The organism is Microbacterium aquilitoris, from assembly GCF_031932285.1.
Lineage (GTDB): Bacteria > Actinomycetota > Actinomycetes > Actinomycetales > Microbacteriaceae > Microbacterium > Microbacterium aquilitoris.
This window is the reverse complement of record NZ_JAUZVT010000002.1, coordinates 352,728-379,129: the sequence shown is the minus strand read 5'-3', so window position 1 is coordinate 379,129 and position 26,402 is coordinate 352,728. Positions and strand designations below refer to the sequence as shown.

The 26,402-nt window shown below is 69.8% G+C and carries 28 protein-coding genes; 11 read left to right on the top strand and 17 right to left on the bottom strand.

The features are described 5' to 3' along the window. Nucleotides 1-26 precede the first annotated feature (26 nt). Complete coding sequence (locus Q9S78_RS08605; RefSeq protein WP_176770667.1) at nucleotides 27-1,013, bottom strand: nuclease-related domain-containing protein; 987 nt, start codon at nucleotides 1,011-1,013, stop codon at nucleotides 27-29. 112 nt (nucleotides 1,014-1,125) lie between these two features. Further along, entirely contained in the window at nucleotides 1,126-1,821 is a 696-nt protein-coding gene (locus tag Q9S78_RS08600; RefSeq protein ID WP_311869989.1) for a helix-turn-helix transcriptional regulator, read from the bottom strand. 153 nt (nucleotides 1,822-1,974) lie between these two features. Here Q9S78_RS08600 and cynS point away from each other — a divergent pair, with 153 nt between their 5' ends. Next, a complete protein-coding gene (gene cynS, locus Q9S78_RS08595; RefSeq protein WP_018188567.1) occupies nucleotides 1,975-2,445 on the top strand; it encodes a cyanase in 471 nt (156 codons plus the stop codon). Between the two features lie 8 nt (nucleotides 2,446-2,453). Here cynS and Q9S78_RS08590 read toward each other — a convergent pair whose 3' ends face one another. From Q9S78_RS08590 to Q9S78_RS08580, 3 genes are all read right to left on the bottom strand, one after another. Continuing rightward, nucleotides 2,454-2,951, bottom strand: coding sequence for an HNH endonuclease (locus tag Q9S78_RS08590; protein ID WP_311857433.1), 498 nt, complete (start codon nucleotides 2,949-2,951; stop codon nucleotides 2,454-2,456). A 307-nt stretch (nucleotides 2,952-3,258) separates the two neighbouring features. Further along, a complete protein-coding gene (locus Q9S78_RS08585; protein WP_311857435.1) occupies nucleotides 3,259-4,065 on the bottom strand; it encodes a M23 family metallopeptidase in 807 nt (268 codons plus the stop codon). A 284-nt stretch (nucleotides 4,066-4,349) separates the two neighbouring features. Continuing rightward, complete coding sequence (locus Q9S78_RS08580) at nucleotides 4,350-5,054, bottom strand: iron-dependent transcriptional repressor DtxR (RefSeq protein ID WP_018188570.1); 705 nt, start codon at nucleotides 5,052-5,054, stop codon at nucleotides 4,350-4,352. A 107-nt stretch (nucleotides 5,055-5,161) separates the two neighbouring features. Between Q9S78_RS08580 and serC the strand changes: the two genes are divergently transcribed. Further along, nucleotides 5,162-6,280 carry a phosphoserine transaminase gene (serC, locus tag Q9S78_RS08575; RefSeq protein WP_311869988.1) on the top strand — a complete coding sequence of 373 codons (1,119 nt, stop codon included), beginning with the start codon at nucleotides 5,162-5,164 and terminating at the stop codon, nucleotides 6,278-6,280. Between the two features lie 71 nt (nucleotides 6,281-6,351). On the opposite strand, the gene Q9S78_RS08570 is transcribed toward serC, so the two are convergent. Continuing rightward, entirely contained in the window at nucleotides 6,352-7,062 is a 711-nt protein-coding gene (locus Q9S78_RS08570; RefSeq protein WP_311869987.1) for a DUF3027 domain-containing protein, read from the bottom strand. Further along, nucleotides 7,055-7,438, bottom strand: coding sequence for a cold-shock protein (locus tag Q9S78_RS08565; RefSeq protein WP_018188573.1), 384 nt, complete (start codon nucleotides 7,436-7,438; stop codon nucleotides 7,055-7,057). The genes Q9S78_RS08570 and Q9S78_RS08565 overlap by 8 nt, the downstream gene beginning before the upstream one ends. 106 nt (nucleotides 7,439-7,544) lie before the next feature. Here Q9S78_RS08565 and Q9S78_RS08560 point away from each other — a divergent pair, with 106 nt between their 5' ends. From Q9S78_RS08560 to Q9S78_RS08550, 3 genes are read left to right on the top strand one after another with little or no spacing between them, the layout of a single operon-like run. Further along, on the top strand, nucleotides 7,545-7,823 hold the full coding sequence (locus Q9S78_RS08560) for a hypothetical protein (RefSeq protein WP_018188574.1): 279 nt from the start codon (nucleotides 7,545-7,547) through the stop codon (nucleotides 7,821-7,823). Between the two features lies 1 nt (nucleotide 7,824). Beyond that, nucleotides 7,825-9,531, top strand: coding sequence for a helicase-associated domain-containing protein (locus Q9S78_RS08555; protein ID WP_311869986.1), 1,707 nt, complete (start codon nucleotides 7,825-7,827; stop codon nucleotides 9,529-9,531). A 27-nt stretch (nucleotides 9,532-9,558) separates the two neighbouring features. Beyond that, the gene (locus Q9S78_RS08550) at nucleotides 9,559-11,202 is read left to right on the top strand and encodes a DNA repair helicase XPB (protein ID WP_311857442.1); all 1,644 of its coding nucleotides are present in this window, start codon (nucleotides 9,559-9,561) and stop codon (nucleotides 11,200-11,202) included. 6 nt (nucleotides 11,203-11,208) lie between these two features. Here the strand turns inward: Q9S78_RS08550 and Q9S78_RS08545 are convergent, their stop codons facing one another. Further along, nucleotides 11,209-12,603, bottom strand: coding sequence for a CPBP family intramembrane glutamic endopeptidase (locus Q9S78_RS08545; RefSeq protein ID WP_311869985.1), 1,395 nt, complete (start codon nucleotides 12,601-12,603; stop codon nucleotides 11,209-11,211). A gap of 99 nt (nucleotides 12,604-12,702) precedes the next feature. On the opposite strand from Q9S78_RS08545, the gene Q9S78_RS08540 reads away from it, so the two are divergent. From Q9S78_RS08540 to Q9S78_RS08530, 3 genes are all read left to right on the top strand, one after another. Then, nucleotides 12,703-13,395: a response regulator transcription factor gene (locus Q9S78_RS08540; protein ID WP_018188578.1), complete on the top strand. Its 693-nt coding sequence runs from the start codon at nucleotides 12,703-12,705 to the stop codon at nucleotides 13,393-13,395. A gap of 88 nt (nucleotides 13,396-13,483) precedes the next feature. After that, nucleotides 13,484-15,124 carry a sensor histidine kinase gene (locus tag Q9S78_RS08535; protein WP_311857445.1) on the top strand — a complete coding sequence of 547 codons (1,641 nt, stop codon included), beginning with the start codon at nucleotides 13,484-13,486 and terminating at the stop codon, nucleotides 15,122-15,124. Between the two features lie 115 nt (nucleotides 15,125-15,239). Further along, nucleotides 15,240-15,527, top strand: coding sequence for a WXG100 family type VII secretion target (locus tag Q9S78_RS08530; RefSeq protein WP_018188580.1), 288 nt, complete (start codon nucleotides 15,240-15,242; stop codon nucleotides 15,525-15,527). 67 nt (nucleotides 15,528-15,594) lie between these two features. Here Q9S78_RS08530 and groL read toward each other — a convergent pair whose 3' ends face one another. Beyond that, nucleotides 15,595-17,214 carry a chaperonin GroEL gene (gene groL, locus Q9S78_RS08525; protein ID WP_018188581.1) on the bottom strand — a complete coding sequence of 540 codons (1,620 nt, stop codon included), beginning with the start codon at nucleotides 17,212-17,214 and terminating at the stop codon, nucleotides 15,595-15,597. Nucleotides 17,215-17,452: 238 nt separating this feature from the next. On the opposite strand from groL, the gene Q9S78_RS08520 reads away from it, so the two are divergent. Continuing rightward, nucleotides 17,453-17,977: a DUF4303 domain-containing protein gene (locus Q9S78_RS08520; protein WP_311857447.1), complete on the top strand. Its 525-nt coding sequence runs from the start codon at nucleotides 17,453-17,455 to the stop codon at nucleotides 17,975-17,977. 6 nt (nucleotides 17,978-17,983) lie between these two features. Here the strand turns inward: Q9S78_RS08520 and Q9S78_RS08515 are convergent, their stop codons facing one another. From Q9S78_RS08515 to Q9S78_RS08505, 3 genes are all read right to left on the bottom strand, one after another. Further along, nucleotides 17,984-18,187, bottom strand: coding sequence for a cold-shock protein (locus tag Q9S78_RS08515; RefSeq protein WP_116228710.1), 204 nt, complete (start codon nucleotides 18,185-18,187; stop codon nucleotides 17,984-17,986). A 142-nt stretch (nucleotides 18,188-18,329) separates the two neighbouring features. Continuing rightward, the gene (locus tag Q9S78_RS08510) at nucleotides 18,330-18,962 is read right to left on the bottom strand and encodes a LytR C-terminal domain-containing protein (RefSeq protein ID WP_018188584.1); all 633 of its coding nucleotides are present in this window, start codon (nucleotides 18,960-18,962) and stop codon (nucleotides 18,330-18,332) included. Nucleotides 18,963-18,971: 9 nt separating this feature from the next. Next, entirely contained in the window at nucleotides 18,972-19,232 is a 261-nt protein-coding gene (locus Q9S78_RS08505; protein ID WP_020096855.1) for a DUF3263 domain-containing protein, read from the bottom strand. Between the two features lie 87 nt (nucleotides 19,233-19,319). On the opposite strand from Q9S78_RS08505, the gene msrB reads away from it, so the two are divergent. Beyond that, nucleotides 19,320-19,730 (top strand): peptide-methionine (R)-S-oxide reductase MsrB, encoded by a 411-nt coding sequence (gene msrB / locus Q9S78_RS08500; RefSeq protein WP_018188586.1) that lies wholly within the window; start codon nucleotides 19,320-19,322, stop codon nucleotides 19,728-19,730. 13 nt (nucleotides 19,731-19,743) lie between these two features. Here msrB and Q9S78_RS08495 read toward each other — a convergent pair whose 3' ends face one another. The 3 genes from Q9S78_RS08495 to Q9S78_RS08485 form a co-directional block, all read right to left on the bottom strand. Then, nucleotides 19,744-20,697 carry a DMT family transporter gene (locus Q9S78_RS08495; RefSeq protein WP_311857448.1) on the bottom strand — a complete coding sequence of 318 codons (954 nt, stop codon included), beginning with the start codon at nucleotides 20,695-20,697 and terminating at the stop codon, nucleotides 19,744-19,746. A 10-nt stretch (nucleotides 20,698-20,707) separates the two neighbouring features. Then, on the bottom strand, nucleotides 20,708-21,736 hold the full coding sequence (locus Q9S78_RS08490) for a 6-phosphofructokinase (protein ID WP_018188588.1): 1,029 nt from the start codon (nucleotides 21,734-21,736) through the stop codon (nucleotides 20,708-20,710). A 95-nt stretch (nucleotides 21,737-21,831) separates the two neighbouring features. After that, nucleotides 21,832-23,988, bottom strand: a complete 2,157-nt coding sequence (locus tag Q9S78_RS08485; RefSeq protein ID WP_311857449.1) for a DEAD/DEAH box helicase — start codon at nucleotides 23,986-23,988, stop codon at nucleotides 21,832-21,834. Between the two features lie 224 nt (nucleotides 23,989-24,212). On the opposite strand from Q9S78_RS08485, the gene deoC reads away from it, so the two are divergent. Beyond that, nucleotides 24,213-24,923, top strand: a complete 711-nt coding sequence (gene deoC, locus Q9S78_RS08480) for a deoxyribose-phosphate aldolase (protein WP_311857450.1) — start codon at nucleotides 24,213-24,215, stop codon at nucleotides 24,921-24,923. 23 nt (nucleotides 24,924-24,946) lie between these two features. On the opposite strand, the gene Q9S78_RS08475 is transcribed toward deoC, so the two are convergent. Then, the gene (locus Q9S78_RS08475; protein WP_116228705.1) at nucleotides 24,947-25,912 is read right to left on the bottom strand and encodes a bifunctional riboflavin kinase/FAD synthetase; all 966 of its coding nucleotides are present in this window, start codon (nucleotides 25,910-25,912) and stop codon (nucleotides 24,947-24,949) included. Continuing rightward, nucleotides 25,909-26,370: a hypothetical protein gene (locus Q9S78_RS08470; RefSeq protein ID WP_116228704.1), complete on the bottom strand. Its 462-nt coding sequence runs from the start codon at nucleotides 26,368-26,370 to the stop codon at nucleotides 25,909-25,911. Before Q9S78_RS08470 ends, Q9S78_RS08475 begins: the two co-directional genes overlap by 4 nt. Nucleotides 26,371-26,402: the final 32 nt, after the last annotated feature.

Genomic DNA, 26,402 nt, shown 5'->3' with positions numbered 1-26,402 from the left:
CACTCCGAACGAGCGGATGCCGAGCCTCAGTCCACCTGCTCACCCTGAACGGCGTCGAGAACGCTCTGCCACTCCTCGGCGTACGCACCGACGCCCGTCGCATCCGTCGCCATCGAGGCCAGGCCCGGCGCGAGTCGCTCGATGAGGCCCGGTCCGATGCGACCGGGTCCGAGCGCGCCGAGGTGGGCGCGCATACCCGCGGTATCGAAGACCGGGGTGTACGGCGTCCGTGACGGTGCCCCCTTCCGCGGCGTGAAGAGTCGGACGCTCTTGTGCGAGTAGAAGACGCAGGCGTCGATGCTGAGGTCCTCACCGGTCCTGGCCTCGATGAGCCGGCGCAGCGCGAAGGCCTGCCTTCGGACCTGCACGCGCGGAGCCACGGAGTGCTTCTCCGAGGTACCGCTCGGGTCCGGGTGCCGTGTGATCGAGAGCCCCGTTCCCTGATCCTCTCGCCGCACCTGGATGGCGAACTCGCCGTCCGAACCGGCGTCGATCAGCGCGCCGAACGCCGCGTGCACGGACGACGGAGCGACCCCGTCGAACACGACACCCTTCCAGTTCTTCGCCTCGATCACGATCACGCGATCGTCCATGAGCAGCACATGATCGAGCTGCGTCACATATTTCGGCTGCTCCCGGCCACCCGTGGCGAAGACGATCCCCGAGAACAAGACGCCGTCCAGTCCGTGCGCCGACACCATCTCCAGGAGCTTCGCCCGACTCCCCACCTCCCACTTGAGGGACGCCGTGTAGGCCTGGTGGTAGCGAGCGACGAGAGCCTGGGATTCCTCCTTCTCCCGCCGTTCGGCCGCGACATCGGCGAGATGCGCTGCCGTACCCTCCTGCACGACCTGCTGCAGATGCATCTCCCACTGCTGGCGCTCGGCGGAAGCCGTCTCGGCGAGACCCGCCAATCGACGCGTGTGCCGGCGGTGCGAGAACACCACCCAGGTAGCCAAGCCCACCACGAGGAATCCCAGAATCAGGAGTATTACCACCGTCGTCGTATCCATGAAGCTCCTACGGGGCATCGGTCTCGATCGAGCCCCTCACGCTACGCGAGCGGTCTCCCGCGCGGGCGCACTCCCCACAACCCGCGTCAACGCACAGGCCAGATGCCGGGGCTCAGCCCGCGTCGCGGGCGAACGCTCCCGGCGCTACACCGAACCGGCGCCGGAACGCGCGCGCGAAGGTGTCCGGATCGCGGAAGCCGGCACTGTACGCCGCGGCGGCCACCGGCATCCCGTCGCGGAGCAGCCCCTGCGCGCTCCCGAGCCGGTACTCGCGGATCAGCGCCGCAGGGCTCTCCCCCTCGCGCCCCAGCACGGCCTGCGCCGTCCGCACGGACACGTGCGCATCCCGCGCGAGCACGTCGACGCAGAACTCCGGGTCGCGGTGCCGCGCGGCGATCTGCGCACGCAGAGCGGATGCCGACGGCACCCCGCGCATCGCCGGAACCTGCGCCTGCGGCTCGAACGACAGCAGTCGATGCTCGGGCAGGGGCAGTTCCGCCACCTGCCACGCGACGTCGAGCGGCCGTCCCGCGCGGGTGACGAACACCTCGTTGCCCCGCGGGTCACCGCCGTGATCCGCCGCGTGGACGATCGGGCACTCGTGCGCGGGGTAGGCGGAGCCGTCTGCGCGATGCCCGTGCAGCACCTCGTGGCTCGGACCTCCCACGACCCGGCGGGGATCGGAGTATCCGAGCAACCGCCCGGCGGCCTCGTTCAGGTGGGCGACGGCGCCACCGGGTCCGATGACCCACAGCGGCTGCGGGACGGCATCCACCACCGCCTGCATCCACCGCTCGATCGCCGCCATGGGCCCACGCTAGGCACCGAGGTTTGCCCTGGCGCGTCGCGCGCGTTTCGACCGTGTCACACGTGCGCACAACGACGGCATCCGTGCGCGTTCTTCCTGCCGCCTCACGCTCCGGGACTGGTCCGATGGAACGAACCGACGAGAGGACACGTCATGACGCTCCCCCAGATCATCAGCAAGCAGGCCGCCGGTGCCGCCATCGACGAGGTGCGACGCAAGAGCGGACTCTCGTGGGACGCGGTGAGCGAGCTCATCGGCCGTCCGCCGGTGTGGACCGCCGCGGCCGTTCTCGGGATGCACGCCCTCCCCCCGGCCGAAGCGGAGCGCCTCGGCGACGCCCTCGGACTCGACGCCGCGCTCGTCGACGCCCTCACCCGCCAGCCGAACCGCGCCGCCGAGGCAGATCTCTCTACCGACCCGACGATCTACCGCTTCCACGAACTCGTGCAGGTCTACGGGCCCGCGCTCAAAGCCCTCATCCACGACCGTTTCGGCGACGGCATCATGAGCGCGATCAACTGCAGCATCTCTCTCGATCGTGTCGCACACCCCGACGGGGACCGGGTCGTCATCACGATCGACGGCAAGTTCCTGCCCTACGCCTGGGTCGAATCCGGCGTCTGACCTGGGCGCTACGCCGCCAGCGCCAGGTACGGCTCCCACGCGGGATCGGTGCGCTCGGTGCCGCGGACGCGCCAGCCGGCTCCGCGCGGGGGCTGCGGCATCCATCGCAGCTCCCAGTTCATCTCCTGCGGGGTGCGGTCGCCCTTGACGTTGTTGCAGCGCAGGCACGCCGCGACGAGGTTCTCCCACGAGTCGGCTCCGCCGCGCGACCGCGGCAGCACGTGATCGATCGTCGACGCGCTCTTGCCGCAGTACGCGCACCGGTGGCCATCGCGACGCAGCACGCCACGGCGGGTGACCGGGACCCGCCGGCCGGCCGGGATCCGCACATAGCGGGTCAGCACGATGACGGCCGGACGGTCGTACACGTCGCGGGTCCCCCAGACGGGGTCCTCTTCGACGCGTTCGACGATGGTGGCTTTCTCGGTCATGACGAGCACGAGGGCTCGCTTGAAGGAGATGACGGCCAGGGGTTCGTAACCTGCATTCAGCACCAGGGTGCGCATAGGGGTGTCCTCTCGAACGGCCGAGACGGCTTCACGGCCTTCCGTGTCGTCGACGCGGTCCGGGTCGAGAGGGGTGCGGGTACGAAAAAAGGCGCCGTCATGAAGACAGCGCCTTATTCGCACGACCGACGTCGTGGCAATCGTGCACACGATGCCGCAGCACATGCCGACCTAGCGCATTCCGGTTGCGAATGCGGGGTTGGATGTCCATACGGCTCCCCTCGGCTCGAACGAGCGTCGGGGTCAGGGTATTACACGCCGGGATGCCCCAGGGCGAACATCAGCAGAACGATGACTGTGTGTCTCGTCAGCCGGCGTTGGCCTGCAGCCAGGACTCGGCGTTCGTGTACCCGTTGTTGATGCGGATCTCGAGGTGGAGGTGGGTGCCGTTGGCACGGCCCGTGGAACCGACCTGGCCGATCAACTGGCCGACCGAGACCTTGTCGCCGACGGAGACGCGACGCGTGCCCCAGTCCATGTGCGCGTAGAGCGAGGTCACCCGCACACCGCCGATGTTGTGAGCGATCTTCACGTACACACCCCAGCCCGGTCCGGACTCGGAGGACGCGACGACGGTGCCGTCGGCGACGGCGTAGATCGGCTCGCCGCGGCCGACCATGTAGTCGGTGCCCTTGTGGCCCGCGTAGGGCGTGCCGAAGTTGTTGAAGTGCGCGAGCGGACGGCGGACCGTGCCCGAGCCCGGCGACACGAGCGGGACCGAGGACGAGAAGCTCGACGAGCTGCGCGACGACGATGACGAGGACGAGGCTGACGCGAGTCGGGCTGCGAGCGCGGCCTTGGCGGCCTTCTCTGCGGCCTCCTTCGCCTTCGCTGCCTCGATCTCCTCGGGAGTCGTGGCGGAGTACCCACCGCGCGCGAGGGTCTCGGGGCTGCCTTCGGATGCGACGACGAGCGATTGTGCGTCGTCGGCCGAGACCTGCTGCAGCGTGCGCGCTTCGGCGACGTCGCCCCGATCGGCGGCGGCGAACGCCGGGATCGCGACGGTCGCGACCATGCCGGCGACGGCGGCGACGGTCAGGAAGCTGCGGACGGGGTGAGGGCGCGGGGACGTCGAGCGGGTGGCGGGCGCCGTGGCGGCGACACGTTTGCTCAAGCGACCTCTGCGGGGGGCCGTCGATGCCTCAGAAATCTCGTTCGACGGGTGGAACTCTTCAGCCAAGCTGTCCTCCAGCGCCTCCGCATCCGCGGGTGAGGATGCTGGCTCGTCGGCACTCCGTGTCGGGCACGGATGTAGGGGACACCAGGCGAATGACGAGCCGGAGAGGCAACTCGCGAGGCGGTCCGTGGCGGGCTTCTCGCCTATGGACCCTCCGAGGCTACCGGAAGGTAACGAATAAGTCACGCTCCCGCTCTTGTGAGCGGGGCCGCGGCGACGGCTCAGATCTCGCGCGCGTCGACGATGAAGATGTGCGAGGCGACCTCGACGGGGAGCTCGAGCGCCTCGTCGACACCGTCCATCTCGACAAGGACGTACCCCTCGTTGAAGCGGAACGAGCCGGTGCGCCCGGGGACCACACCCGCGTCGCGCAGCTGCGTCAGGAGCTCGGGATCGACCTGCATCGGCTCCGCCAGACGACGGATGCTGCCCGTCACCGGCCCGCCGGCGTCGTTCAGCCGACGCACGAGGCCGACCACGCCGTTGTCGAACGCGTTGGCCGGAACGTCGCCCAGCTGGTCGAGGCCCGGGATGGGGTTGCCGTACGGGGACTCGGTCGGGTGGTCGAGGAGTTCGATGAGCCGACGCTCGACGAGCTCGCTCATGACGTGCTCCCAGCGGCACGCCTCTTCATGGACGTATGCCCAGTCGAGGCCGATGACGTCCGACAGCAGGCGCTCGGCGAGACGGTGCTTGCGCATGACGTCGACGGCCTTCTGCCGGCCCGGGTCGGTGAGTTCGAGCTTGCGGTCCTCTGAGACGACGACGAGACCGTCGCGCTCCATACGGCCGATCGTCTGCGACACCGTGGGGCCGGAGTGGCCGAGGCGCTCGGAGATGCGCGCACGAAGGGGCGTGATGCCCTCTTCCTCGAGTTCGAGGATGGTGCGCAGATACATCTCGGTGGTGTCGATGAGGTCGGTCATGAAGGCCTTTTCGCGCGGGAGACAGTGCGTTCCCAGCCTATCCGGCATCCGGTCGCGGAGCGTCATGGAACCGGAGCCGCCGGGGCCTGCGCCTTAGACTTCTCGCCATGGCGACTGTGACCCTTCCCCGCGAGATCCTGCCCGTCGACGGACGATTCGGCTGCGGCCCGTCCAAGGTCCGTGCCGAGCAGCTCGAGGCGCTCGTCACCCAGGGGGCATCGCTCTTCGGCACCTCGCACCGCCAGGCACCCGTGAAGGACCTCGTCGGCCGCACCCGCTCCGGTCTCGCCGAGCTGTTCCGACTTCCCGAGGGGTACGAGATCATCCTCGGCAACGGCGGATCGACCGCGTTCTGGGACGCTGCGGCCTTCGGGCTCATCGAGAAGCGGGCGCAGAACCTCGTGTTCGGCGAGTTCGGCGGCAAGTTCGCCGCGGCTGCCGCCGCCCCCTGGCTCGAGGCCCCCGATGTGCGCCGCGCCGAGCCCGGCACGAGCGCGAAGCCCGAAGCCGTCGACGGCGTCGACGTCTACGCCTGGGCCCACAACGAGACCTCCACAGGTGTCGCGACGGCGATCTCGCGCGTCCACGGCGACCCGGGCGCCCTCACCGTGATCGACGCGACGAGCGCCGCCGGCGGCATCGACATCGACATCGCCGAGGCCGACGTCTACTACTTCGCGCCTCAGAAGAACCTCGGCTCCGACGGCGGCCTCTGGTACGCCGCGGTGTCGCCGGCCGCCATCGAGCGGATCGAACGCGTCGCGGCATCCGGTCGGTACATCCCCGAGTTCCTGAGCCTGAAGAACGCGCTCGACAACTCGCGCCTGCAGCAGACGCTCAACACCCCCGCCATCGCGACACTGCAGCTGCTCGACAGCCAGCTGCAGTGGATCAACGGCAACGGCGGCCTCGCCTGGGCGGGCGCCCGGACGGCGGAGTCCTCGGGCGCCCTGTACGAGTGGGCGGATGCCGCGTCCTTCGCGACCCCGTTCGTCTCCGACCCGGCCGACCGCTCCCCCGTCGTCGTCACGATCGACTTCGACGATTCGGTCGACGCGGCCGCCGTCGCGAAGAGCCTCCGCGCGAACGGCATCGTCGACACCGAGCCGTACCGCAAGCTCGGTCGCAACCAGCTGCGCGTCGCGACGTTCGTCTCGATCGAGCCCGACGACGTCCGTCAGCTCATCCGCGCCATCGACTACACGGTCGAGCACCTCGCCGGCTGACCCCGCACGACGAACGCGGCCCCGAGGAGTGATCCCCGGGGCCGCGTTCGTGTGAGAGCGGATGCCGCGCGTCAGTACTCGCGCAGCACCTCCGCATTCTCGTCGTCATCGTTCTCGTCGTCATCGTCATCGTCATCGTCGTCGGATTCGTCCTCGTCGGACTCGTCGTCGTCCTCATCGGATGAGACGTCATCTTCCGACTCGTCGAGCTCGTCGATGTCGACGCCGTCGACATCGCCGGCGTGAAGGATCGGAGAACCGTCGCTCTCGAAGTCGCCGGCATCGAGGTCCTCGCCGTCGGCGTCATCCTCGTCGGCGTCATCCTCGTCGGCGTCTTCGTCGTCGTCGTCCACGTCATCGTCCTCGTCGGACGTGTTTTCGCCCGACGCGGCCTGAGCCGCCTGGTACTCCGCGAGCCGCTCGGCCCACGGCAACCACTCGGGAGCGAGCAGCGCGCCGTCGCCGGGCATCAGCTCCACCTCCAGGACGGTCGGGTCGGATCCCTCGACGACGGCGACGCTCACCGTCCAGAACCAGCCGGGGTAACCGGCCATCCGGTTCGCGAAACGGAGCGAGACGACACCTCCGTCTTCGAGCTGATACCCCGCGGCATCGCCCACGGTCGCCTCGGGAGTCACCTCGAGAAGCGCCGCGCGCGCGAGGTCGTGCGCCTCGAACAGGCGCGGGTCGGTGGGGGCGGATGCCTCCGTCTGCTCGACAGGGGCGTCAGCCGACTCGACGGACGCGGTGTCCGGTTCTGCCGGTTCGGTCGATTCAGGCATCGAGGTCATCAGCGACCTTGCGGAGCACAGCGGCGACCTTCTTGCCGTGCGCGCCGCTCGGGTACCGCCCGTGGCGCAGATCGCCGCCGATGCCGTCGAGGAGCTTCACGAGGTCCTCGATGATGACGGCCATGTCGTCGGCGGGCTTGCGGTTGCGCTTGCTGAGGCTGACAGGGGCATCGAGCACCCGGACGGCGAGCGCCTGCAGACCACGGCGACCGTCGGCGACGCCGTACTCCAGCCGGGTGCCGGGCTTCATCGTCGTGGTGTCGGCGGGGAGCGCGGTCGCGTGCAGGAAAACGTCCTGACCGTCGTCGCCGGTGATGAAGCCGAATCCCTTCGCCTCGTCGTAGAACCTGACCTTGCCGGTGGGCATGTGTCGAACCTCGCTGCTCGAGCCCGCGTGCGGGCATGGAAAAGTGGGACCGTCTCAGCCCCACCCTCCACCCTAAGCCACCGCGGCGAGCCGCTACTCTGATCGGATGAGCACTCCGCCCCCGGCCGGCGACCTTCCCGTCCGTCGCATAGACCGCATCCTGGCGTTCATGTCCCTGGGTCTGTTGGTGCTCTCGGTCGTCTGCTTCTTCTCGATCATCATCGCGTCGGGTCCGGGTGGACTGGAGCAGGCCGACTTCGCCTCGGGCATCTGGCCCGTGGTGAGCCTCATCGTCTACGTCGCGCCGCCGGTCGCCTTCGCACTGCTGCTCGCGCTGCTGATCATGACCTTCGTGCGACGGGGACGGGCCAACAAGGGCCGTTGACGTGACAGCTTCCGATGCTCGTGCCCTCGCGACCCGCCTCGCGACGCTCGATCCGGATGCCCTCGCCGCGGTGTTCGATGCCCGCCGCATCGCCCCGAACACGTCGTGGACCGACTTCTTCGACGCGGCCGATGCGCTGCTCGACCCCGCGCAGCTGAGCCGGGCTCTCGCCGACGTCTCCGACCTCGAGGCGGCCGCGCTCCGTGACGCCGTCGACGCCGATGCGGCAGTGACCCCCGGTCTTCGCGCCGGTCTGGTCTCACGCGCCCTTTCCGACGAGGAGGGTCGGCCCTACGCCGCCGTGGCGGCGGCCCTCGGCGGAGCCTCCCCCGTCGAGTCGCCGGTGATCTTCGAGGGCGGGCCCGAATCGGATGCCGCGAGTGCCGAGCGCGCTTTCGACGCCGTGGCCTCGCTCGCCGACATCCTCCACGTGGCCACCCGCACCCCGCTCGGCCGCATCGGCTCCGGCGCCCTGGGAGCCGGTGACCGACGACGACTGGTCGAAGCGGGAGCGGCGGCGACCTCCGACGCAGCCGACACCCTCGTCGCGATCGCCGCCGAGTCCGGCCTGCTCGCGGGGTCGGAACGCAACTGGAGCGTCACCGAGTCGGGAACGGCGTGGCTCGGCATCCGCACCGTGGAGCGGTGGATCGAGGTCGCCCGTCGCCTGCGCGACCGGCTGCCCGCCGCGCTGCGGAACGCCTCGGGCGGATGGCGCGACCCGTCGCAGTGGCCCGGTGCGTACCCGTTCGATCCGGCCTGGCCCGATCGCGTCCGCCGCCTCGCCGCGATGCTCACGCAGTGGGCCGTGCTCACCCCGGCGGGCACGACGCCGCAGTGGGCCGCGGGCCTCGCGGCCGGCAAGGACGCCGATGTCGCCGCGCTCCGCTCCCTGCTGCCGCACGAGGTGGACAAGGTCTACCTGCAGAACGACCTGACGGCCATCGCCCCCGGCCCCCTTGAACCCCAGCTCGACCAGCGCCTGCGGACCACCGCCCGCCGCGAGTCCCGCGCGCAGGCGGCGACGTACCGCTTCACCGCCGACACGATCGGCGCGGCCTTCGCGGGAGGCGAGACCTCGGCATCCCTCACGGCGTTCCTCAGCGAACTGTCGCTCACCGGCGTGCCCCAGCCGCTCGCCTACGAGATCGAGCGTGCGGCCGCCCGGCACGGCACCCTGCGGGTCGGCGTCGACCGTCTCGGATACACCCGGGTCTCGGGCGACCGCGACCTGCTCGATGCCATCAACGTCGATCAGGCACTCCGCCCCCTCGGACTCGTGACCGACGGCGACGACCTCGTCACCCGCACGAGCGCCGACACGACCTTCTGGATGCTCTCCGACGCGCGCTACCCCGTTCTGGCGGTGGATGCCGACGGTGCCCCGCGGGCTCCGGGCCGCCACGAGGTCACCGAGAGCGCGGCGCCGGAACCGACGGCATCCGATCGATACCGCCCGCTGATCGAGACCCTGCGCGCCAGCCTCTCCGACGACGCGGATGCCGCCTGGCTCGAACGCGAGCTCGATCAGGCGGTCCGCACGCGCGCGACGATCGAGATCACGGTCCGCATGCCCGACGGGTCGAGCCGGGACGTCACCCTGGAGGCCGCGGGTCTCGGCGGTGGTCGCCTGCGCGGTCGCGACCGCGCCGCCGACGTCGAGCGGACTCTGCCGCTGTCGAGCATCGTCAGCGTCCGGCCGGTGTGACCGGCGGGGCCGGTAGACTTGCCCGTTATGGCTGACGGCCCCCTCATCGTCCAGAGCGACCGAACCGTGCTGCTCGAAGTAGCGCATCCCGACGCGGAGAACGCGCGACACGAACTCGCGATCTTCGCCGAGCTGGAGCGCGCCCCCGAGCACATCCACACCTACCGCGTGACGCGGCTCGGGCTGTGGAACGCCCGCGCCGCCGGGCACGACGCGGAGGACATGCTCGCCACCCTCGAACGCTGGGCGAAGTTCCCCGTCCCGCCGTCGGTCTCGATCGACATCCGCGAGACCGTCGGCCGCTACGGCCGCCTCATCATCGAGCGCGATGACGAGGGGACGCTGATCCTCCGCTCCACCGACAAGCCGGTGCTCGCCGAGATCGCGCGGAACCGCCGCATCCAGCCCCTGCTCATCGCCCACCCGACACCCGATACGTATGTCATCGACGCGTGGGCGCGCGGTCAGATCAAGCAGGAACTGCTGAAGATCGGCTGGCCCGCCGAGGACCACGCCGGCTTCACTCCGGGCACCCCCCACGAGATCGAGCTGCACGAGGACGGCTGGTCGCTCCGCCCCTATCAGCGGAAGGCCGTCGACATCTTCAGCGAGGGCGGCTCCGGCGTCGTGGTCCTCCCCTGCGGCGCGGGCAAGACCCTCGTCGGCGCGGCGGCCATGGCCGACACGAAGACGACGACCCTCATCCTCGTGACGAACACCGTCAGCGCGCGCCAGTGGCGAGACGAACTGCTCAAGCGCACCTCCCTCACCCCCGAGGAGATCGGCGAGTACTCCGGTCAGTCCAAGGAGGTCAAGCCGGTCACGATCGCGACCTACCAGATCCTCACGGCGAAGCGGAAAGGCGAGTACGCGCACCTCGCTCTCCTCGACGCACTCGACTGGGGCCTCATCGTGTACGACGAGGTGCATCTGCTGCCCGCACCGGTGTTCAAGCTGACCGCCGACCTGCAGGCGCGGCGCCGCCTCGGCCTCACGGCGACCCTCGTGCGTGAGGACGGCCGTGAGGGTGATGTCTTCAGCCTCATCGGCCCCAAGCGTTTCGACGCCCCGTGGAAGGAGATCGAAGCGCAGGGCTTCATCTCCCCCGCCGTCTGCTACGAGGTACGCATCGACCTGCCGGCATCCGACCGGCTCGAGTACGCGGCGTCGGCGGACGACGAGCGCTACCGCCTCGCGGCGACCGCGCACGCGAAGATAGACGTCGTCCGCGACCTGGTCACCAAGCATGAGGGCGAGCAGATCCTCGTGATCGGCCAGTACCTCGACCAGATCGACATCCTCGCCGAAGAGCTCGGCGCACCGAAGATCACGGGGTCCACTCCCGTCGATGAGCGCGAGGTGCTGTTCGACGAGTTCCGGCACGCACGCATCCCCGTGCTCGTCGTCTCGAAGGTCGCCAACTTCTCGATCGACCTGCCCGACGCGTCGGTCGCGATCCAGGTCTCGGGATCGTTCGGGTCGCGACAGGAGGAAGCACAGCGCCTCGGCCGTCTGCTCCGCCCGAAGTCCAACGGGCATAAGGCGAGCTTCTACACGCTCATCGCACGCGACACGGTCGACCAGGACTTCGCGCAGAACCGCCAGCGGTTCCTCGCCGAGCAGGGGTACAGCTACACGATCCTCGACGCGGACAACCTGCTCGCCGCCTGACGAGCGTCAGTCGGACGAGGACGATCCGGACGAGCCGCCGTCCGATCCGCCGGCGCCCCCGGCATCCGATCCCATCGACCCGGAGCCACCGTCGGACGGCGACGGCGACGGCGACGGGGAGTCGGGCGTCGGGGTCGCGTCGGGAGCGGGCGCGTACTCGCCCCACCGCGGCGCCTGGTGCGGCTGCAACGGCGGTCCGTCGTACGGCGCGGGCGTAGGTGTCGGATCGACAGGCGGCTGCCCGTACACAGGGGGCTGGCCGTACACAGGGGGCTGTCCGTACAAAGGGGGCTGCCCGTAAACCGGCGGCTGGCCGTAGACCGGCGGCTGACCGTACACCGGCGGCTGCCCATACACAGGGGGCTGGCCGTAGACAGGCGGCTGGCCGTACACCGGCGGGTATGCGTAGGCGGCGGGAGCGTGCACCGGCTCCGGCGGCGGCGTGAGGCGCACGGTGCGGCGCCCGTCACCGCGGCGCCACAGCCACTCGACGACACCGACGAATGCGGCGATCATCACGGCGGAGGACACCAGGCTGACGATGCTCGTGTCGGTCGCCGCCGCATCGCTGAGCCCGAAGACCGAGAACCCGAAGGCGGCGAGGTTGTTCACGATGTGCAGGGCGATCGCCGCTTCGAGCCCACCGGTCCGCCAGGTCAGCCAGCCGGCGGCGATCGCGAACACCGCCACGCTCGCCTGCCCGGCCCAGTCGTAGATGTGCCCCAGCACGAACAGCGGGACGGGGAGCAGGATCGCCCATGCGGGGTGCTTCAACCACCGCCCGACCGTTTGCATGAGGTACCCGCGGAAGATGTACTCCTCCGCGGCCGCCTGGAAGGGCACCAGCAGGAGGACGACGAGAAGGGATGCCACGAACGCCGGGTTGTCCGCGGGCGCGACGACGTTGCCGCTCCCCTCCTCTGCCGGGAGCAGGAAGGACAGGGCCGAGATCACGATGTAGACGACCACCGCGGCACCCATGCACAGGAGGAGCCACTTCCATCGGAGCCTTCCGGCGACCGAGGAGATGTAGCCGACCCGTCGACCGTTCACGACGAAGGACGACAGCAGGTAGATCGGCCACATCACCGCGAGCGACAGCAGGATGATGGCGAGTCCGATCGGGTCGCTGACGTCGATCGTGAGGAGCCGGTCCGTCAGCGCGAAGATGTCGACGGAGGGATCGGTGGCGAGGACGACCAGGCCGAAGACGAGACCGATGACGGTGCTGACGACGAGGTAGAGGACGACGCCCATGGCACCGGTCGCCAGCGGCGTCCACCACCCGCGGCGCTGCCGTGCGAACACCAGCCGATGGAAGGCGGCACCCGGACCGGTGACGTCGGCCGGCAGTGTCGGCGCGGGTCGGGGCGGAACGGGGGCGGGATGCGGGACGGTCACCGTTCCATCCTGTCTCACCGCGCGCGGGGATCGTACTCCGGAGCGACCCGGGAACGGAATGTCCAGCAAACCGATGGATTCCGGTGCCAGTATGGGCTCATGACCGCTGCGCGCATCCTCGTCGTGGACGACGAGCCGAACATCCGGGACCTGCTGGTCACCAGTCTCCGGTTCGCCGGATACCAGGTCCGTGCCGTCGCGAACGGCGCCCAGACCATCTCGGCCGTCCTCGAAGAAGAACCCGACCTGATCATCCTCGACGTCATGCTGCCCGACATGAACGGGTTCAGCGTGACCAAGCGGCTGCGCGGTGCGGGCTACACGGCCCCCATCCTCTTCCTCACGGCGAAGGATGCCACCGAGGACAAGATCGAGGGCCTCAACGTCGGCGGCGACGACTACGTCACCAAGCCGTTCAGCCTCGACGAGATCGTCGCTCGCATCCAGGCCATCCTCCGCCGGACGATGCAGGCCGACGAGGACTCGATCATCAAGGCCGGCGAGATCACGATGGACCAGGACACCCACGACGTCCAGGTCGGCGATGTCTCGATCGACCTCTCGCCCACCGAGTTCAAGCTCCTGCGGTACCTGATGCTCAACCCCAACCGGGTGCTCAGCAAGGCGCAGATCCTCGACCACGTGTGGGAGTACGACTTCAACGGCGACGCCGGCATCGTCGAGAGTTACATCTCCTACCTCCGCCGCAAGATCGATCCGCACTCCTCCGAGCCGCTCATCCAGACCAAGCGCGGGTTCGGATACATGCTGAAGGCCGACCGCACCGCCTGAACGGAGGCGCCCCCTGGGCCCGACGGCATCGCAGGACCGCGTCACCCATTGGTGGCGCGGTCTCAGCCTGCGCACGAAAGTCACCGGCGTGACGGTGAGCATCCTGGCATTCGGGATGATCGCCGCCGGCGTCGGCACCATGATCTTCCTGCGGAACGCCCAGCTCGGTGCCGTCGATCAGTCGCTGACCCAGACGGTCACGACCGACATCGCGAGCAACCTCATGAACGTCACGCTCGACGACGGCGAAGCCACCTTCACCCCGATCGCCGCGGCGCCGACCGACTTCTCGGTCGCGGTGTACAGCGGTAAGGGCAAAGGCGAGCGTCTGGCCGTGGCGGGCGGTGACGACACCCTCTCGCCACCTGCCTTCCCCGAGACGTTCTCGCTCGATCAGACGGTGCTCGACGGAACCGCGCCGTTCGATCTGCCGTCGGCCGACGGGACCGTGCGCTACCGCGCCAGTGTCGACACCCTCCCAATCCCGGGCTCACGGGAGTACTACACGCAGCTGGTCGCCCTGCCGCTCAACGACGTGAACCGGACGGTCGCCAACTACATCGGCATCTACACGGCCCTCGCGCTCTTCACGATCGTCTGCAGCGCGATCCTGACCCGCGGACTGGTGACCCTGGCGTTCCGCGGCCTCGGCCAGGTCGAGTCCACCGCCATGACCATCGCGCAGGGCGATTTCAGCCAGCGCATGAGCGACATCGCGCCGGGCACCGAGGTCGGCCGCCTCAAGACCGCGATCAACGTCATGCTCGAGCGGATCGACGAGGCACTGGGCGAGCGGGACTCGACGGTCGATCGGATGCGTCGGTTCATCGGCGACGCGAGCCACGAACTCCGCACGCCGCTCGTGACCGTCCGCGGCTACGCCGAGCTCTACCGCATGGGCGCCATCCAGGATCCGGAGCAGACGGCGCAGGCGATGGAGCGCATCGAGAAGGAGGCGATACGCATGGGCGCCCTCGTCGAGGACCTCCTCGCCCTCGCACGGCTCGACGAACAGCGCGACGTCGCCGTGGTGCCGGTCGACCTGCGCCCGATCGCCCGCGATGCCGCACTCGACGCGCGCGCGGCATCCCCCGATCGCGACGTCTCGTTCCTGGGTCAGACCTCGACCTCCCCGGTCCCGATGGCGGTCTTCCCCGCGCAGGACCCCTCGCCGAAGCGGCGAGGCGGCGCCATCGCGGGAGCCGGCCGTCTCCTGCGCCGTCGGAATCGAGCGGATGCCGCGTCCCCCGATCAGGCGACCGAACCCATCCTGCTGCACCTGCCGCAGCCGGTCGTGCCGATCGTCCTCGGTGACGAGAACCGCATCCGCCAGGTCGTCGCCAACCTCCTCGGCAACGCCCGCCGGTACACCCCGGCAGGATCGCCGATCGAACTCTCCGTGGGGGCGGACCTCGAGACCGGACGCGGCTGGATCTCGGTCGCCGACCACGGCGAGGGCGTCCCCGAGCAGATCCGCAGCAAGATCTTCCAGCGCTTCTGGCGCGCCGACTCCTCGCGCACGCGCGAGACGGGCGGCTCCGGCCTCGGTCTGTCGATCGTCGCCTCCATCGTCGCGACGCTGCAGGGCACGATCGAGGTCACCGACACCGCCGGCGGCGGGGCGACGTTCACGGTGTCGCTCCCGCTCGCGACGGATCGCGCGACCGCCGGGGCGGCTCTCGACGTCGCGACGCAGCCGCTCCCGCGGACACCGCGCAACGAGAGCTGAACAGCTTCCTCCCCAGCGCACGACGGGACGGATGCCTCTCCCCAGGCGGCGAGGATGCGCGAAGGGCCCGGCGCGGGTCTTTAGCGTGGCGGCATCCCATTCGAAAGGAACCGTCATGACCGCCTTCACCGTCGACAGCGACGCCGTCCTCGCCGCCACCACCACGATCCGTGCCACGGGCGACCGTGTGCAATCCGAGACCGCCGCGATGCTCGGTCATCTGACCCAGCTGCAGGGTTCGTGGACGGGCAGCGCGTCGGTCGCCTTCCAGGGCGTGGTCGAGCGCTGGCGCGCCGCACAGCGGGAACTGGATGCCGCCCTCGGCGACATCAGCACCGCGCTCGCCACCGTCGGCCAGCAGTACGCGCAGACCGAGATGGCCGCCGCAGGCATGTTCCGCTGACGCGTCCGCGAACGACGAAGGGCCCCTCTCGGAGGAGGGGCCCTTCGTGCTGGCTGTCAGCGCTGGATCAGAAGTCCATGCCGCCGGTCGGGTCGCCGGCCGGAGCCGCCGCCTTCTCGGGCTTGTCGGCCACGACGACCTCGGTGGTGAGGAACAGGCCGGCGATGGACGCCGCGTTCTGCAGCGCCGAGCGGGTGACCTTGGCCGGGTCGATGATGCCGGCGGCGAACATGTCGACGTACTCGCCGGTCGCCGCGTTGAGGCCCTGGCCCGCGGGGAGCTCGGCGACCTTGTTCGAGACGACACCCGGCTCGAGGCCGGCGTTGAGGGCGATCTGCTTCAGCGGAGCCTGGATGGCGACCTTGACGATGTTCGCACCCGTCGCCTCGTCACCGACGAGCTCGAGCTTTGCGAACGCCTTCTCGCCGGCCTGGATGAGCGCGACGCCACCACCGGGGACGATGCCCTCCTCGACGGCTGCCTTCGCGTTGCGGACGGCGTCCTCGATGCGGTGCTTGCGCTCCTTGAGCTCGACCTCGGTCGCGGCTCCGGCCTTGATGACGGCGACGCCACCGGCGAGCTTCGCGAGGCGCTCCTGAAGCTTCTCGCGGTCGTAGTCGCTGTCGGTGTTGTCGATCTCGCGGCGGATCTGGGTCACGCGACCCTCGATCTGCGCTGCGTCACCGGCACCCTCGACGATCGTGGTCTCGTCCTTGGTGATGATGACCTTGCGCGCGCGGCCGAGCAGGTCGAGGGTGGCGTTCTCGAGCTTGAGACCGACCTCCTCGGTGATGACCTGGCCACCCGTGAGGATCGCGATGTCCTGCAGCTGGGCCTTGCGGCGGTCGCCGAAGCCGGGAGCCTTGACGGCAGCCGACTTGAAGATGCCGCGGATCTTGTTGAGCACGAGCGTCGCGAGAGCCTCGCCCTCGACGTCCTCGGCGATGATCAGGAGCTCCTTGCCGTCCTGGATCACCTTGTCGACGACGGGCAGAAGGTCCTTGATGTTCGAGATCTTCTGGTTCGCGATGAGGATGTAGGGGTCCTCGAAGACGGCTTCCTGACGGTCGGCGTCGGTGACGAAGTAGGGGTTGATGTAGCCCTTGTCGAAGCGCATGCCCTCGGTGAGCTCGAGCTCGGTGCCGAAGGTGTTGGACTCCTCGACGGTGACGACGCCTTCCTTGCCCACCTTGTCGATGGCCTCGGCGATCAGGGCGCCGATCTCGGGGTCGGCAGCCGAGATGGATGCCGTCGCCGCGATCTGGTCCTTGGTCTCGATCTCCTTCGCGCCGGCGAGCAGCTCGTCGGAGAGAGCCTTGACGGCCTTCTCGATGCCCTTCTTGAGCGAGATGGGGTCGGCGCCGGCTGCGACGTTGCGCAGACCTTCACGCACAAGCGCCTGGGCGAGGACCGTAGCGGTCGTCGTACCGTCACCGGCGACGTCGTCGGTCTTCTTGGCGACCTCCTTGACGAGCTCCGCGCCGATCTTCTCGTACGGGTCGTCGAGCTCGATCTCCTTGGCGATCGACACGCCGTCGTTCGTGATCGTGGGGGCGCCCCACTTCTTCTCGAGCACGACGTTGCGGCCGCGGGGGCCGAGCGTCACCTTGACGGCGTCGGCCAGGGTGTTGAGGCCGCGCTCGAGGCCGCGGCGGGCCTCTTCGTCGAAAGCGATGATCTTTGCCATAAGTGTGTCGTCCCTCCCGGACGTGAGGTTCAGTACCGTGCCCCCAGGGACTGGGAGCGGGATCGTTCTGGCACTCAGGATGAGTGAGTGCTAAATCATTCTGGCACTCGACCATAGGGAGTGCAAGCCGCGCGGCCGCGACCCGCGCTACCGTGGTCGGCGCCGCGCCGATGCCTGCGACGGCGCCCGATGCCCGCGGGTGTCGAACGGGTCCAGCTCTACGAGAGGAGATCGTTCCGTGAACCGTGACGATGTGCGACGAGCGCTGCGGGAAGCCACTGTCGCCGCCTTCGACGAGACGATCGAGACCCTCACCGGCGAGCGGGTGTACGCGGTCGCCCTGACCACGGATGACGGCGCGATGAGCGCCGGGCTCTGCATCACCACCGTCGAGCACTACGAGTCGAAGAGGTCGCAAGCGGATGCCGCCGGCGACCTCGCCTCCCCCGGGTACGACGCCTATTTGCGGTGGGACACCGCCGAGTGGCGTGACGAACTGGCGGGCTGGGAGCACTTCTCGCCGATCTCCCGGCTGCTCGAGGACTCGTCGGACGACGCCGACGGCTGGTTCGAGGAACACATCGATGCGCTGATCGCCGCCCTCGCGCACCTGCGGGCCGAGCGCGCAGAAGCGCTTGCCGGAGTCACCCTCTTCGTCTCCGTCACCGACAGCGACGAGACGGAGGCCATCGAGAACCGCTCCGCCCGAGAGCTGAATCCGCCCGAGCTGAGCGGACGCTTCCTGAGCCGATACGAGACCTGACAGGCTTCAGGCGACGACGCGGACGGACTCGGCCTGCGGGCCCTTCTGCCCGGCGCCGACGGTGAACTCGACGGCCTGCCCCTCCTCGAGGACCCGGAAGCCCGACATGTCGATGTTGGAGTAGTGGACGAAGACGTCCTGTCCGTCACCGAGGGTGATGAAGCCGAAGCCCTTCTCGGCGTTGAACCACTTGACGGTTCCCTGGGTCATGCGAATCTCCTGAAGCTGTGGGACATCGAAATGCTAGCCACGGCTCCGCGCTCGCAGACGCCGTTCGGGACTTTGTTGACGCCCCCGAACCGAAGTGTTTACGGCGTCGAAACACGCCGCCGGGAGGGCGACGTGTGCTCCGTCATTCGCTGCCGAAGTCGAGGCCGACCACGACGACCAACTGGGGCCGGCTCGCGCCGTCCGCCGCCGTCGTCTCGGGCGGCGCGACGACCTGATACGTGTCGTCGAGCGACACCTCGGCGCCGCCGATCGCGTCCGCCAGTCCGCGGGCAGCCGCTTCGTCCGCTGGTTGCGCGTAGTAGACAGTGGTCGTCGGGAAGTCGGTGGAGCTCGCGTTGCTCACCTCGACGTCGGCGTCGGCCCAGCCCGCGGCGATGACCTGATCGCGGATCCGGGCACCCAGGCCCGTCTCGGCCGTCGCGTTCAGCACGAGGACCTGGTACGAGGTGTCGACCTTGGGAGCGACGACCTGGGAGGTGCCGCTGGGCCCGGCCGCCGGCCCGAAGGAGAGGCGTCCTGTCGAGAGCAGCGTGCCGAAGACACCCGCGGCGACGATCGCGACGGTCGCGACGGCGGACCAGAAGACGATGAGCCCGATCCGGAGCCGGGGGTTCTCGGCGCGGTGCGCGCCGACTCGCGACACGTTCGGGGAGACGTCGTCGAAACGGTCGGTGGCGGCGGGACGACCCGTCGAGGCGGAGAGGGCCGTCGGGTCGGGCTGCTCTTGCTCAGGCGGGGATGTCGGAGACGGCACCCGAGGATCCTATCGGGCGGAGGCCGGGAGGATCCTGGCGCGGCTGCGGCGCTCGCGCTCCTGGTCGGCGTGGAGACGCCGGAGGCGGTGCACCAGGACCGGATCGTGGGCCACGGCATCCGCGGACTCGAGGATGCGTCCGAGGAGCTGGTAGTACCGCGCGGGCGTCAACGAGAGCTCCGCTCGGAGCGCTTCCTCCTTGGCGCCGGAATGCCGGTGCCACCGCGCCTCGAAGTCGAGGACGGCTCGGTCGCGATCGGAGAGGGGCACTCCCCCACCGTACGACCGTCATCGGGCGACACTGCGGAACATCCGGGCGGTTCGTCCGGTTGAATAGGACGAGGGAAGGAAGAACACATGAGCTATCGCGTGGAGAAGACCGACGAGCAGTGGCGTGAGGAGCTGACGCCCGAGCAGTACGCCGTCCTGCGCCAGGCCGGCACGGAGCGCGCCTGGACCGGCGAACTCCTCGACGAGGAGCGGGCCGGGTTCTACACCTGTGCCGCGTGCGGGTCGGAGCTGTTCCAGAGCGGCACGAAGTTCGACTCGCACTGCGGGTGGCCGAGCTTCTACGAGTCCGTGCGCCCCGAGGCGGTCGAACTCATCGAGGACAACAGCCACGGCATGGTGCGCACCGAGGTCCGCTGCGCCAACTGCGGATCGCACCTGGGGCACGTGTTCCCCGACGGTTTCGGCACGCCGACCGGTGACCGCTACTGCATGAACTCGCTGTCGCTGTCGTTCACCCCGAAGGGCGACGGGGCCTGATCCGTCGCGGCGCTCAGCGCCGCACGCGCCAGAACGCTGCGACCGACACCGACGCGAGACCGATCACGACCGTGATCGCCTCGACGAGGAGACCGGGCCCGGCGGGCGCAGGCCAGAGGGCGTCGAGGACCAGCGAGGCGACGAGCTGGCCCGAGACGGCCGCCAGGCCGAACAGCAGGACACCGGTCCGCGCCACGATCGCGGCCGACATGACGATGTATGTCACACCCAGGACGCCCCCGAGGTAGAGCCACGGCTCACCCGGGGGCGTTGCGGGTGGTCCGCCTACGAGGGTAACGATGACCGCCAGTACCGTGAGGATGACGGTGCCGACGACGAAGTTGACGAGCGTCGCTGTCAGGGGCGTACCCAGGCGGGCGCGCAGCCGGCCGTTGGTGGCCTGCTGCCACGCGAGGCCGACACCCACGAAGACCGGCAGGATCACCATCCACACCGGTACCCCGGCCAGTCCGTCCCCGGCGATCAGCATGACGGCCACCGCACCGAGCGCGAGCACCCCGCCGACCAGGCGCGGTACTGTGACGGCCACGACGCCTCCCGGGCCGAAGCCGATCCGGTCGAAGACCAAGCCGCCCACCGTCTGTCCGGCCACGATGCCGACGGTGAACAGCGAGACGCCGACGATGCCGACCGCGAAGCTCTGCGTCCCGACAGTGAACGCACCGGCCGCGCCGCCCACCAGCATCCACCAGGGGATCGTGTGATCCCGGATGCCGCGGGCCAGGGCGGCGGCGCCGCGCCTGCCCGCGGGCGTCAGCACGCTGATGAGCGCGATCAGGAGCAGTCCGCTCGCGAACGAGACGACGGCGGCGGCCATCGCGTGCTCGAGGCGCACGCCGAGCTGCCCGTTGATGCGGGCCTGGACGGCGGTGAGCACACCGACCGACACCGCCCCCAGAAGGGCGGGAGAGAGGGATGCCGGGGCTGAGGGAGTCGCAGTCGTCACGCCGATCGGCTCAGCCGAACAGCGCGGCGGCTTCTTCGTAGCGGTGCGGCGGAACCGTGTGGAGGGACCCGAGGGCCTCGGCGAAGGGGACGCGCACGATCTCGGTGCCCTGCATCGCGACCATCTGACCCCATGCGCCGTCGACGATCGCGTCGGCGGCGTGCAGGCCCAGTCTGGTGGCGAGGACGCGGTCGAAGCCCGACGGCGATCCGCCGCGCTGGATGTGACCGAGGACGGTCGAGCGGGTCTCGATGCCCGTGATCCGTTCGATCTCGGGCGCGAGGATCTCGCTGATGCCGCCGAGACGCGGGCGGTTGAACGCGTCGAGGCCCTTGTCGCTGAAGGCTTCGTCCATGCCGGTGAGCTTGAAGCCCTCCGAGACGACGACCAACGGCGCGCGGCCACGGTCGTGGGCCTTCGTCACCTGCTCGGCGATGTCGTCGATCGACATGGGCTGCTCGGGGATGCAGATGACATGGGCGCCCGCCGCGATGCCCGAGTGCAGGGCGATCCAGCCGACGTGGCGCCCCATGACCTCGGCGACCATGCAGCGCTGGTGGGAGTCGCCCGTGGTCCGCAGCCGGTCCATCGCCTCGGTGGCGATGTTCACGGCGGTGTCGAAACCGAAGGAGTAGTCGGTGGCGTGCAGATCGTTGTCGATCGTCTTCGGGACGCCGAGGACGTTGATCCCGTCCTTGTGCAGGCGGTCCGCCGCGGCGAGCGTTCCCTCGCCGCCGATCGCGACGATGCCGTCGAGACGGTGCCCGTACATCGTCTTGGAGATGTTCTCGGCGCCGCCGCGCGGCCCCTCGTAGGGGTTGGTGCGGCTCGTCCCGAGGATCGTGCCGCCGACCTTCGACAGACCCTTCACCTCGTGACGGGTCAGGGGGAAGAAGTCACCGTCGACCACGCCGCGCCACCCGTCGCGGATGCCCACGAACTCGATGTCGTAGGTCGTCGTGCCCTTCAGCACGATGCCCCGGATGACGGCGTTCAGTCCGGGACAGTCGCCGCCGCTCGTGAGGATACCGATCTTCATGGGTGGTCCTTTGGGTGATATCGGGTTGGTGCTGGGGGCGACGCTGCCTCCACGACACTAGCGTCGCGGCGGCATCCCCTGCCAGCGGAGCGACCTCAGGCCGCGCCGAGGGCCTGCCGCAGGAGGTGCATCAGCGCCGACAGCTGCACGGAGTCGCTCGAGGACGGGTCGACCGCGTCGCCGTCGAGGGCGCGCTGAGCGAGTCCCTGCTTGCTGTCGATGAGCTCGGCGATCTTCGTGTCGATCGTGTGCGCCGCAATGATGCGCCACGCGGTGACCGGCTCGCCCTGGCCGATGCGATGCACGCGGTCGATCGCCTGCGTCTGCTCGGCCGCGGTCCAGCTGAGCTCGGCGAGGACCACGTTCGAGGCGGCCTGCAGGTTGAGGCCGACACCGGCGGCCGTCAGCGAGCACACCGCGATCGCGACGTCCGGCTCGCCGTTGAAGGCATCGATGGCCTGCTGGCGGACGGGCGTCGTCTGGTCGCCGCGGATCGAGACGGTGCGGAGCCCCGCCGACGCGAAGTGCGCCTCGGCGGCATCCATCACGTCGATGTGCTTCGCGAAGAAGACCACCTTGCCGACCGAGCGCTGCAGCTGCACGGCGTAGTCCGCGGCGAGGTGCGCCTTGGCCTGACCGATGCGGCGGACCATCGTGAAGACGTTCTCGGAGCCGCTGCCGGCGGCCTTGGCCTCTTCGAGCTCACCGTGCGCGACGAGTCGCACGATGTCCTCGTCGGCCTCGCCGCGGAGAACGCGGTCGCCGCGGGCCTCGATGATCCGGCGGTACTTCGCCGCCAGACGATCGCCGAGCTCGCGCTCGGCAGCGCGGATCGACCGGCCGTATTCGTCGTCGAGCTCGACGGGGAGGTCGGCGACGAGCTTGTCGGGCAGGTCGGCGGCGACGTCCTTCTTCTTGCGTCGGACGATCCCCATCGAGATCACGGCGGAGCGCGCCTCCGGGTAGAACGCCTTGTCGGCCGGGGTCAGGCCGGTCTCGTCGAGGCGCGCCATGAGCTCGGGGCCCGGCTTCTCGCCGTTCGTCCAGCCGAGGAAACGCCAGATGGCGTCGAAGTCCTCGACGTCGTTGATGAGGGGGGTACCCGTCAGCGCCAGCAGAAGCGGGTCGCGCACCTGCTCGCGGATCCGCGAACCGAGGGCGAGCACGTTCCGGGACCGCTGCGAGGTCAGGTTCTTGATGAAGTGGGCCTCGTCGACGACCATGCCCTGCAGCCCGATCGAGCTGAGCCAGGCGAGGTGACGGTCGAGGATCTCGTAGTTGACGATGAAGACGTCGGCGAAGGCGTCCATCGTCTCGCCGTCGCCCTGGATGACGGTCGCGCGTCGCTGCGGCGTCCACCGCTCGACCTCGCGCGCCCAGTTCATCTTCACGACGTTGGGGACGACGACCAGGAGCGGGTAGGCGTCGGCGACGGATGCCGCGAGCACCGACTGCGCGGTCTTGCCGAGACCCGGCTCGTCGGCGAGCAGGAAGCTGCGGTGTCCGGAGCGCACGGCTTCGAGGAACCGCGACTGGTGCTGCATGACCTCGAGGCCCTTGGGCGAGAGGCGGTCGAACTCGGGCACCGGAGGCAGATCCATCGACGCGGCGCCCCCGCCGGCGCCCGTCTCGAAGGCCTTGTACAGCGGGCCCATGAGCTCCCAGCCGTCGAGTCGGCGACGCGGCGTGGGTGCGACGGCGCGGAGCGCGGCGTCCGGGGACAGGAAGGGGTTCGACTCCTTGCGCGCCTCGACCTGCGGCGGCACGACCTGACGGTCGGCGACGCCCTCGGGCACGACGGGGGTCTGCGCGGGCTTCGCATCGGTGATGATCAGCTCATCCTCGGGCAGGTCGGCGCCCGACTCGATGAGCCAGTCGCGACGCATGCGACGGGCGACCGGCGACGTCGCCTGGTCGACCTCGAGCAGCTGGATGAGCGAGGTGTCGCGCGCGGCGGTCTTGGCGAGGATCGTCGCGACGCCGTCGAGCCGCTTGAGCAGCTCGGCGCGGGCGCCGTCGGCGATGTCGGTCGCGGCCTTGACGCGGGCGCGCTCCTCCCGGACGAGGAACGCGATCACCTGGAACTTGACCCGATTGGTCGGCCCCAGCTTTCCGCGCTGCGCCTTGGCTTCGACCTCGCGCACCTTGCGGGCGAGGATCGGGATGAGGGGTGCTTCGTCGTCTCGACGCGACGACGATCCCCGGCGACGCCGAGCGGCGGTCTTGGGGGCGGTGGCTGCCGTGGTCGGCATGCTCCTCCTGAGCGTGACACCGGCGGTGCCGGCGGTGGCCGTCGATGACGACGGTCTTACGGGACCGCGACGGTGCAGTCGCGGTGCGATATGGTCCCCGGATCCCCCGGCTGCGGGCACTCGCTTCTGCGAGCTGCGGCGACGGAAGGATCCTTCTCCCCCAGTCTAGCGTGTCCTCGCGACCCCGAACGTCGCCTCGCGGGTGGGCGCGTACGCTGGGAACCATGCCCACCGAACGTGAACTCGCCGCCACCATCGACCACGCGATCCTGAAGCCCGAGCTGACCCGGGCCGACATCGACGCGGAGCTCGACATCGCGGCCGAGTGGGGCGTCTTCAGCGTCTGCGTGCGTCCGAGCGACATCCCCCACGCCGTCGAGCGCCTCGCCGGCACCGGTGTCGCGGTCGGCACGGTCATCGGCTTCCCGCACGGCACCACGTCGACGGTCGCGAAGGTCGCCGAGACCCGTCAGGCCATCGCCGACGGCGCCGCCGAGGTCGACATGGTCGTCAACATCGCCGCCCTCCGCTCCGGGTTCGACGACGTCGTCGTCAGCGACATCCGCGCGGTCGTCGAAGCGGCCGGCGGTCGCGTCACCAAGGTCATCCTCGAGACGGCACTCCTCGACGACGAGCAGATCGAGCGCGGCAGCCGCCTCACCGAAGCGGGAGGCGCGCACTTCGTCAAGACCTCCACGGGCTTCGCCGGCGGCGGCGCGACGGTCCCCCACGTCGAACTCATGCGACGCACCGTCGGCGCGGGCGTCGAGGTGAAGGCATCAGGCGGTGTCCGCAGCTACGCCGACGCGCTCGCCATGATCGAGGCCGGCGCCTCGCGCCTGGGCACCAGCGGCAGCGCCGTCATCCTCGGTGAAGCACGTCGAGTGGATGCCGGGGCCGCAGCCACCGGCGCCGTCGACGACTCCTCGTACTGAGTCGGTCCGTCAGCGTCGGTTCGTCACCCGCCGGACCGCAGCGCGGCACGGACGTCGGTGACGTCGGCATCCATCTGAGCGATCAGCTTGTCGATGCCTTCGAAGGCCACCATGCCGCGCACACGGGCGACGAACTGCACCTGGACGATGTGCCCGTAGAGGTCGAGGCCGGTCTCGTCGAGGACGTACGCCTCGACCTGGCGGACGGGGACGTCGTCGAACGTCGGATTCGTGCCGATCGAGATGGCCGCGGCGTAACGGGTCGCGGGGGCGTAACCGCCGGCATCCGTCCCCTCGTCGACGAGCCAGCCGGCGTACACGCCGTCGGCGGGGATGAACCCCTCGGCGTCGGTCGCGAGGTTCGCGGTCGGGTAGCCGAGTTCGCGGCCGCGCTTCAGCCCGTGCACGACCTCGGCGCGGACCGCGTGCGGGCGGCCGAGCAGCCGCGCGGCGTCCTCGACCTGGCCCGCGGCGAGCAGCTCGCGCACCCACGTCGACGAGACGCGACGTCCACCGCCCTGCACGTCGCCGACGATGTCCACGGTGAAGCTGTGCCCGCGGCCGAACTCGACGAGGAATTCCGGCGTGCCCGCTCCGCCGCGACCGAAGCGGAAGTCCGCGCCCACCATGACGCAGACGGCACCGAGCGCATCGACGAGGATCCGCTCGGCGAACGTCTCGGGCGCGAGCGCCGCGAGCGCCTCATCGAAGCGGAGGACGAGCACGGCGTCGACCCCCGCGTCGCGGAGCAAGGCGATCTTCTGGTCGACGCTGACGAGGGCCTCGGGGCAGAGCTCCGGGCGCAGCAGGCTCAGGGGATTGCGGTCGAAGGTCACCGCGACGACGCGGGCCCCGGCATCCGTCGCCGTCACCCGGGCACGGTCGATGACGGCGCGGTGGCCGGAGTGGACGCCGTCGAACTTGCCGATCGCGACGACGCTCGGGCCGAACCCCGCGGGGATCTCGGCGGGGTCGCGGAAGACGATCACGCCGCGCCGCCCGTCGTCCGTCCGCGGCGGTGCGCGATGAGCCACCAAAGGCCCAGGAACGGCAGCACGAGCGGGATCAGCACGTACCCGATGCCGTAGCCGGACCAGACCGTCGGGTGGTTGAAGAGCTCGGGGTGGGTCAGCGACAGCGTGCCGACGACGAGGACGCCGACGAGTTCGAACACGATGGCCGCCCAGGCGACGCGGTACCACCGCTCCGATGCGCTGAAGATGAGGGCGAGGGTCGCCAGGATGTAGACCAGGGCCGACAGCGCCGAGAGCGAGTACGCGACGGGGGCGTCGTCGAACTCCCGGACGATCTGGACGAACGAGCGTCCCGTCGCGCCCAGGGCCATGATCGCGTAGACGACGACGAGAACACGGCCGACACCGGTCATCCGACGCGGGGATGAGGATGCGGCCGACGGAGCGGGCGGGGTCGGCGCGGTCTCAGGCATGGCATGTCAATCCTACGGCCGCGGCGGGCCGG

Coding starts and splice junctions, on each gene's coding strand:
- Q9S78_RS08540 (WP_018188578.1), top strand. CDS start 12,703: ATGACCGCTGCGCGCATCCTCGTCGTGGACGACGAGCCGAACATCCGG.
- Q9S78_RS08580 (WP_018188570.1), bottom strand. CDS start 5,054: ATGACCGACCTCATCGACACCACCGAGATGTATCTGCGCACCATCCTC.
- msrB (WP_018188586.1), top strand. CDS start 19,320: ATGAGCTATCGCGTGGAGAAGACCGACGAGCAGTGGCGTGAGGAGCTG.
- Q9S78_RS08600 (WP_311869989.1), bottom strand. CDS start 1,821: ATGGCGGCGATCGAGCGGTGGATGCAGGCGGTGGTGGATGCCGTCCCG.
- Q9S78_RS08550 (WP_311857442.1), top strand. CDS start 9,559: ATGGCTGACGGCCCCCTCATCGTCCAGAGCGACCGAACCGTGCTGCTC.
- cynS (WP_018188567.1), top strand. CDS start 1,975: ATGACGCTCCCCCAGATCATCAGCAAGCAGGCCGCCGGTGCCGCCATC.
- serC (WP_311869988.1), top strand. CDS start 5,162: ATGGCGACTGTGACCCTTCCCCGCGAGATCCTGCCCGTCGACGGACGA.
- groL (WP_018188581.1), bottom strand. CDS start 17,214: ATGGCAAAGATCATCGCTTTCGACGAAGAGGCCCGCCGCGGCCTCGAG.
- Q9S78_RS08530 (WP_018188580.1), top strand. CDS start 15,240: ATGACCGCCTTCACCGTCGACAGCGACGCCGTCCTCGCCGCCACCACC.
- Q9S78_RS08565 (WP_018188573.1), bottom strand. CDS start 7,438: ATGCCCACCGGCAAGGTCAGGTTCTACGACGAGGCGAAGGGATTCGGC.
- Q9S78_RS08570 (WP_311869987.1), bottom strand. CDS start 7,062: ATGCCTGAATCGACCGAACCGGCAGAACCGGACACCGCGTCCGTCGAG.
- deoC (WP_311857450.1), top strand. CDS start 24,213: ATGCCCACCGAACGTGAACTCGCCGCCACCATCGACCACGCGATCCTG.
- Q9S78_RS08485 (WP_311857449.1), bottom strand. CDS start 23,988: ATGCCGACCACGGCAGCCACCGCCCCCAAGACCGCCGCTCGGCGTCGC.
- Q9S78_RS08590 (WP_311857433.1), bottom strand. CDS start 2,951: ATGCGCACCCTGGTGCTGAATGCAGGTTACGAACCCCTGGCCGTCATC.
- Q9S78_RS08605 (WP_176770667.1), bottom strand. CDS start 1,013: ATGGATACGACGACGGTGGTAATACTCCTGATTCTGGGATTCCTCGTG.
- Q9S78_RS08490 (WP_018188588.1), bottom strand. CDS start 21,736: ATGAAGATCGGTATCCTCACGAGCGGCGGCGACTGTCCCGGACTGAAC.
- Q9S78_RS08515 (WP_116228710.1), bottom strand. CDS start 18,187: ATGACCCAGGGAACCGTCAAGTGGTTCAACGCCGAGAAGGGCTTCGGC.
- Q9S78_RS08560 (WP_018188574.1), top strand. CDS start 7,545: ATGAGCACTCCGCCCCCGGCCGGCGACCTTCCCGTCCGTCGCATAGAC.
- Q9S78_RS08470 (WP_116228704.1), bottom strand. CDS start 26,370: ATGCCTGAGACCGCGCCGACCCCGCCCGCTCCGTCGGCCGCATCCTCA.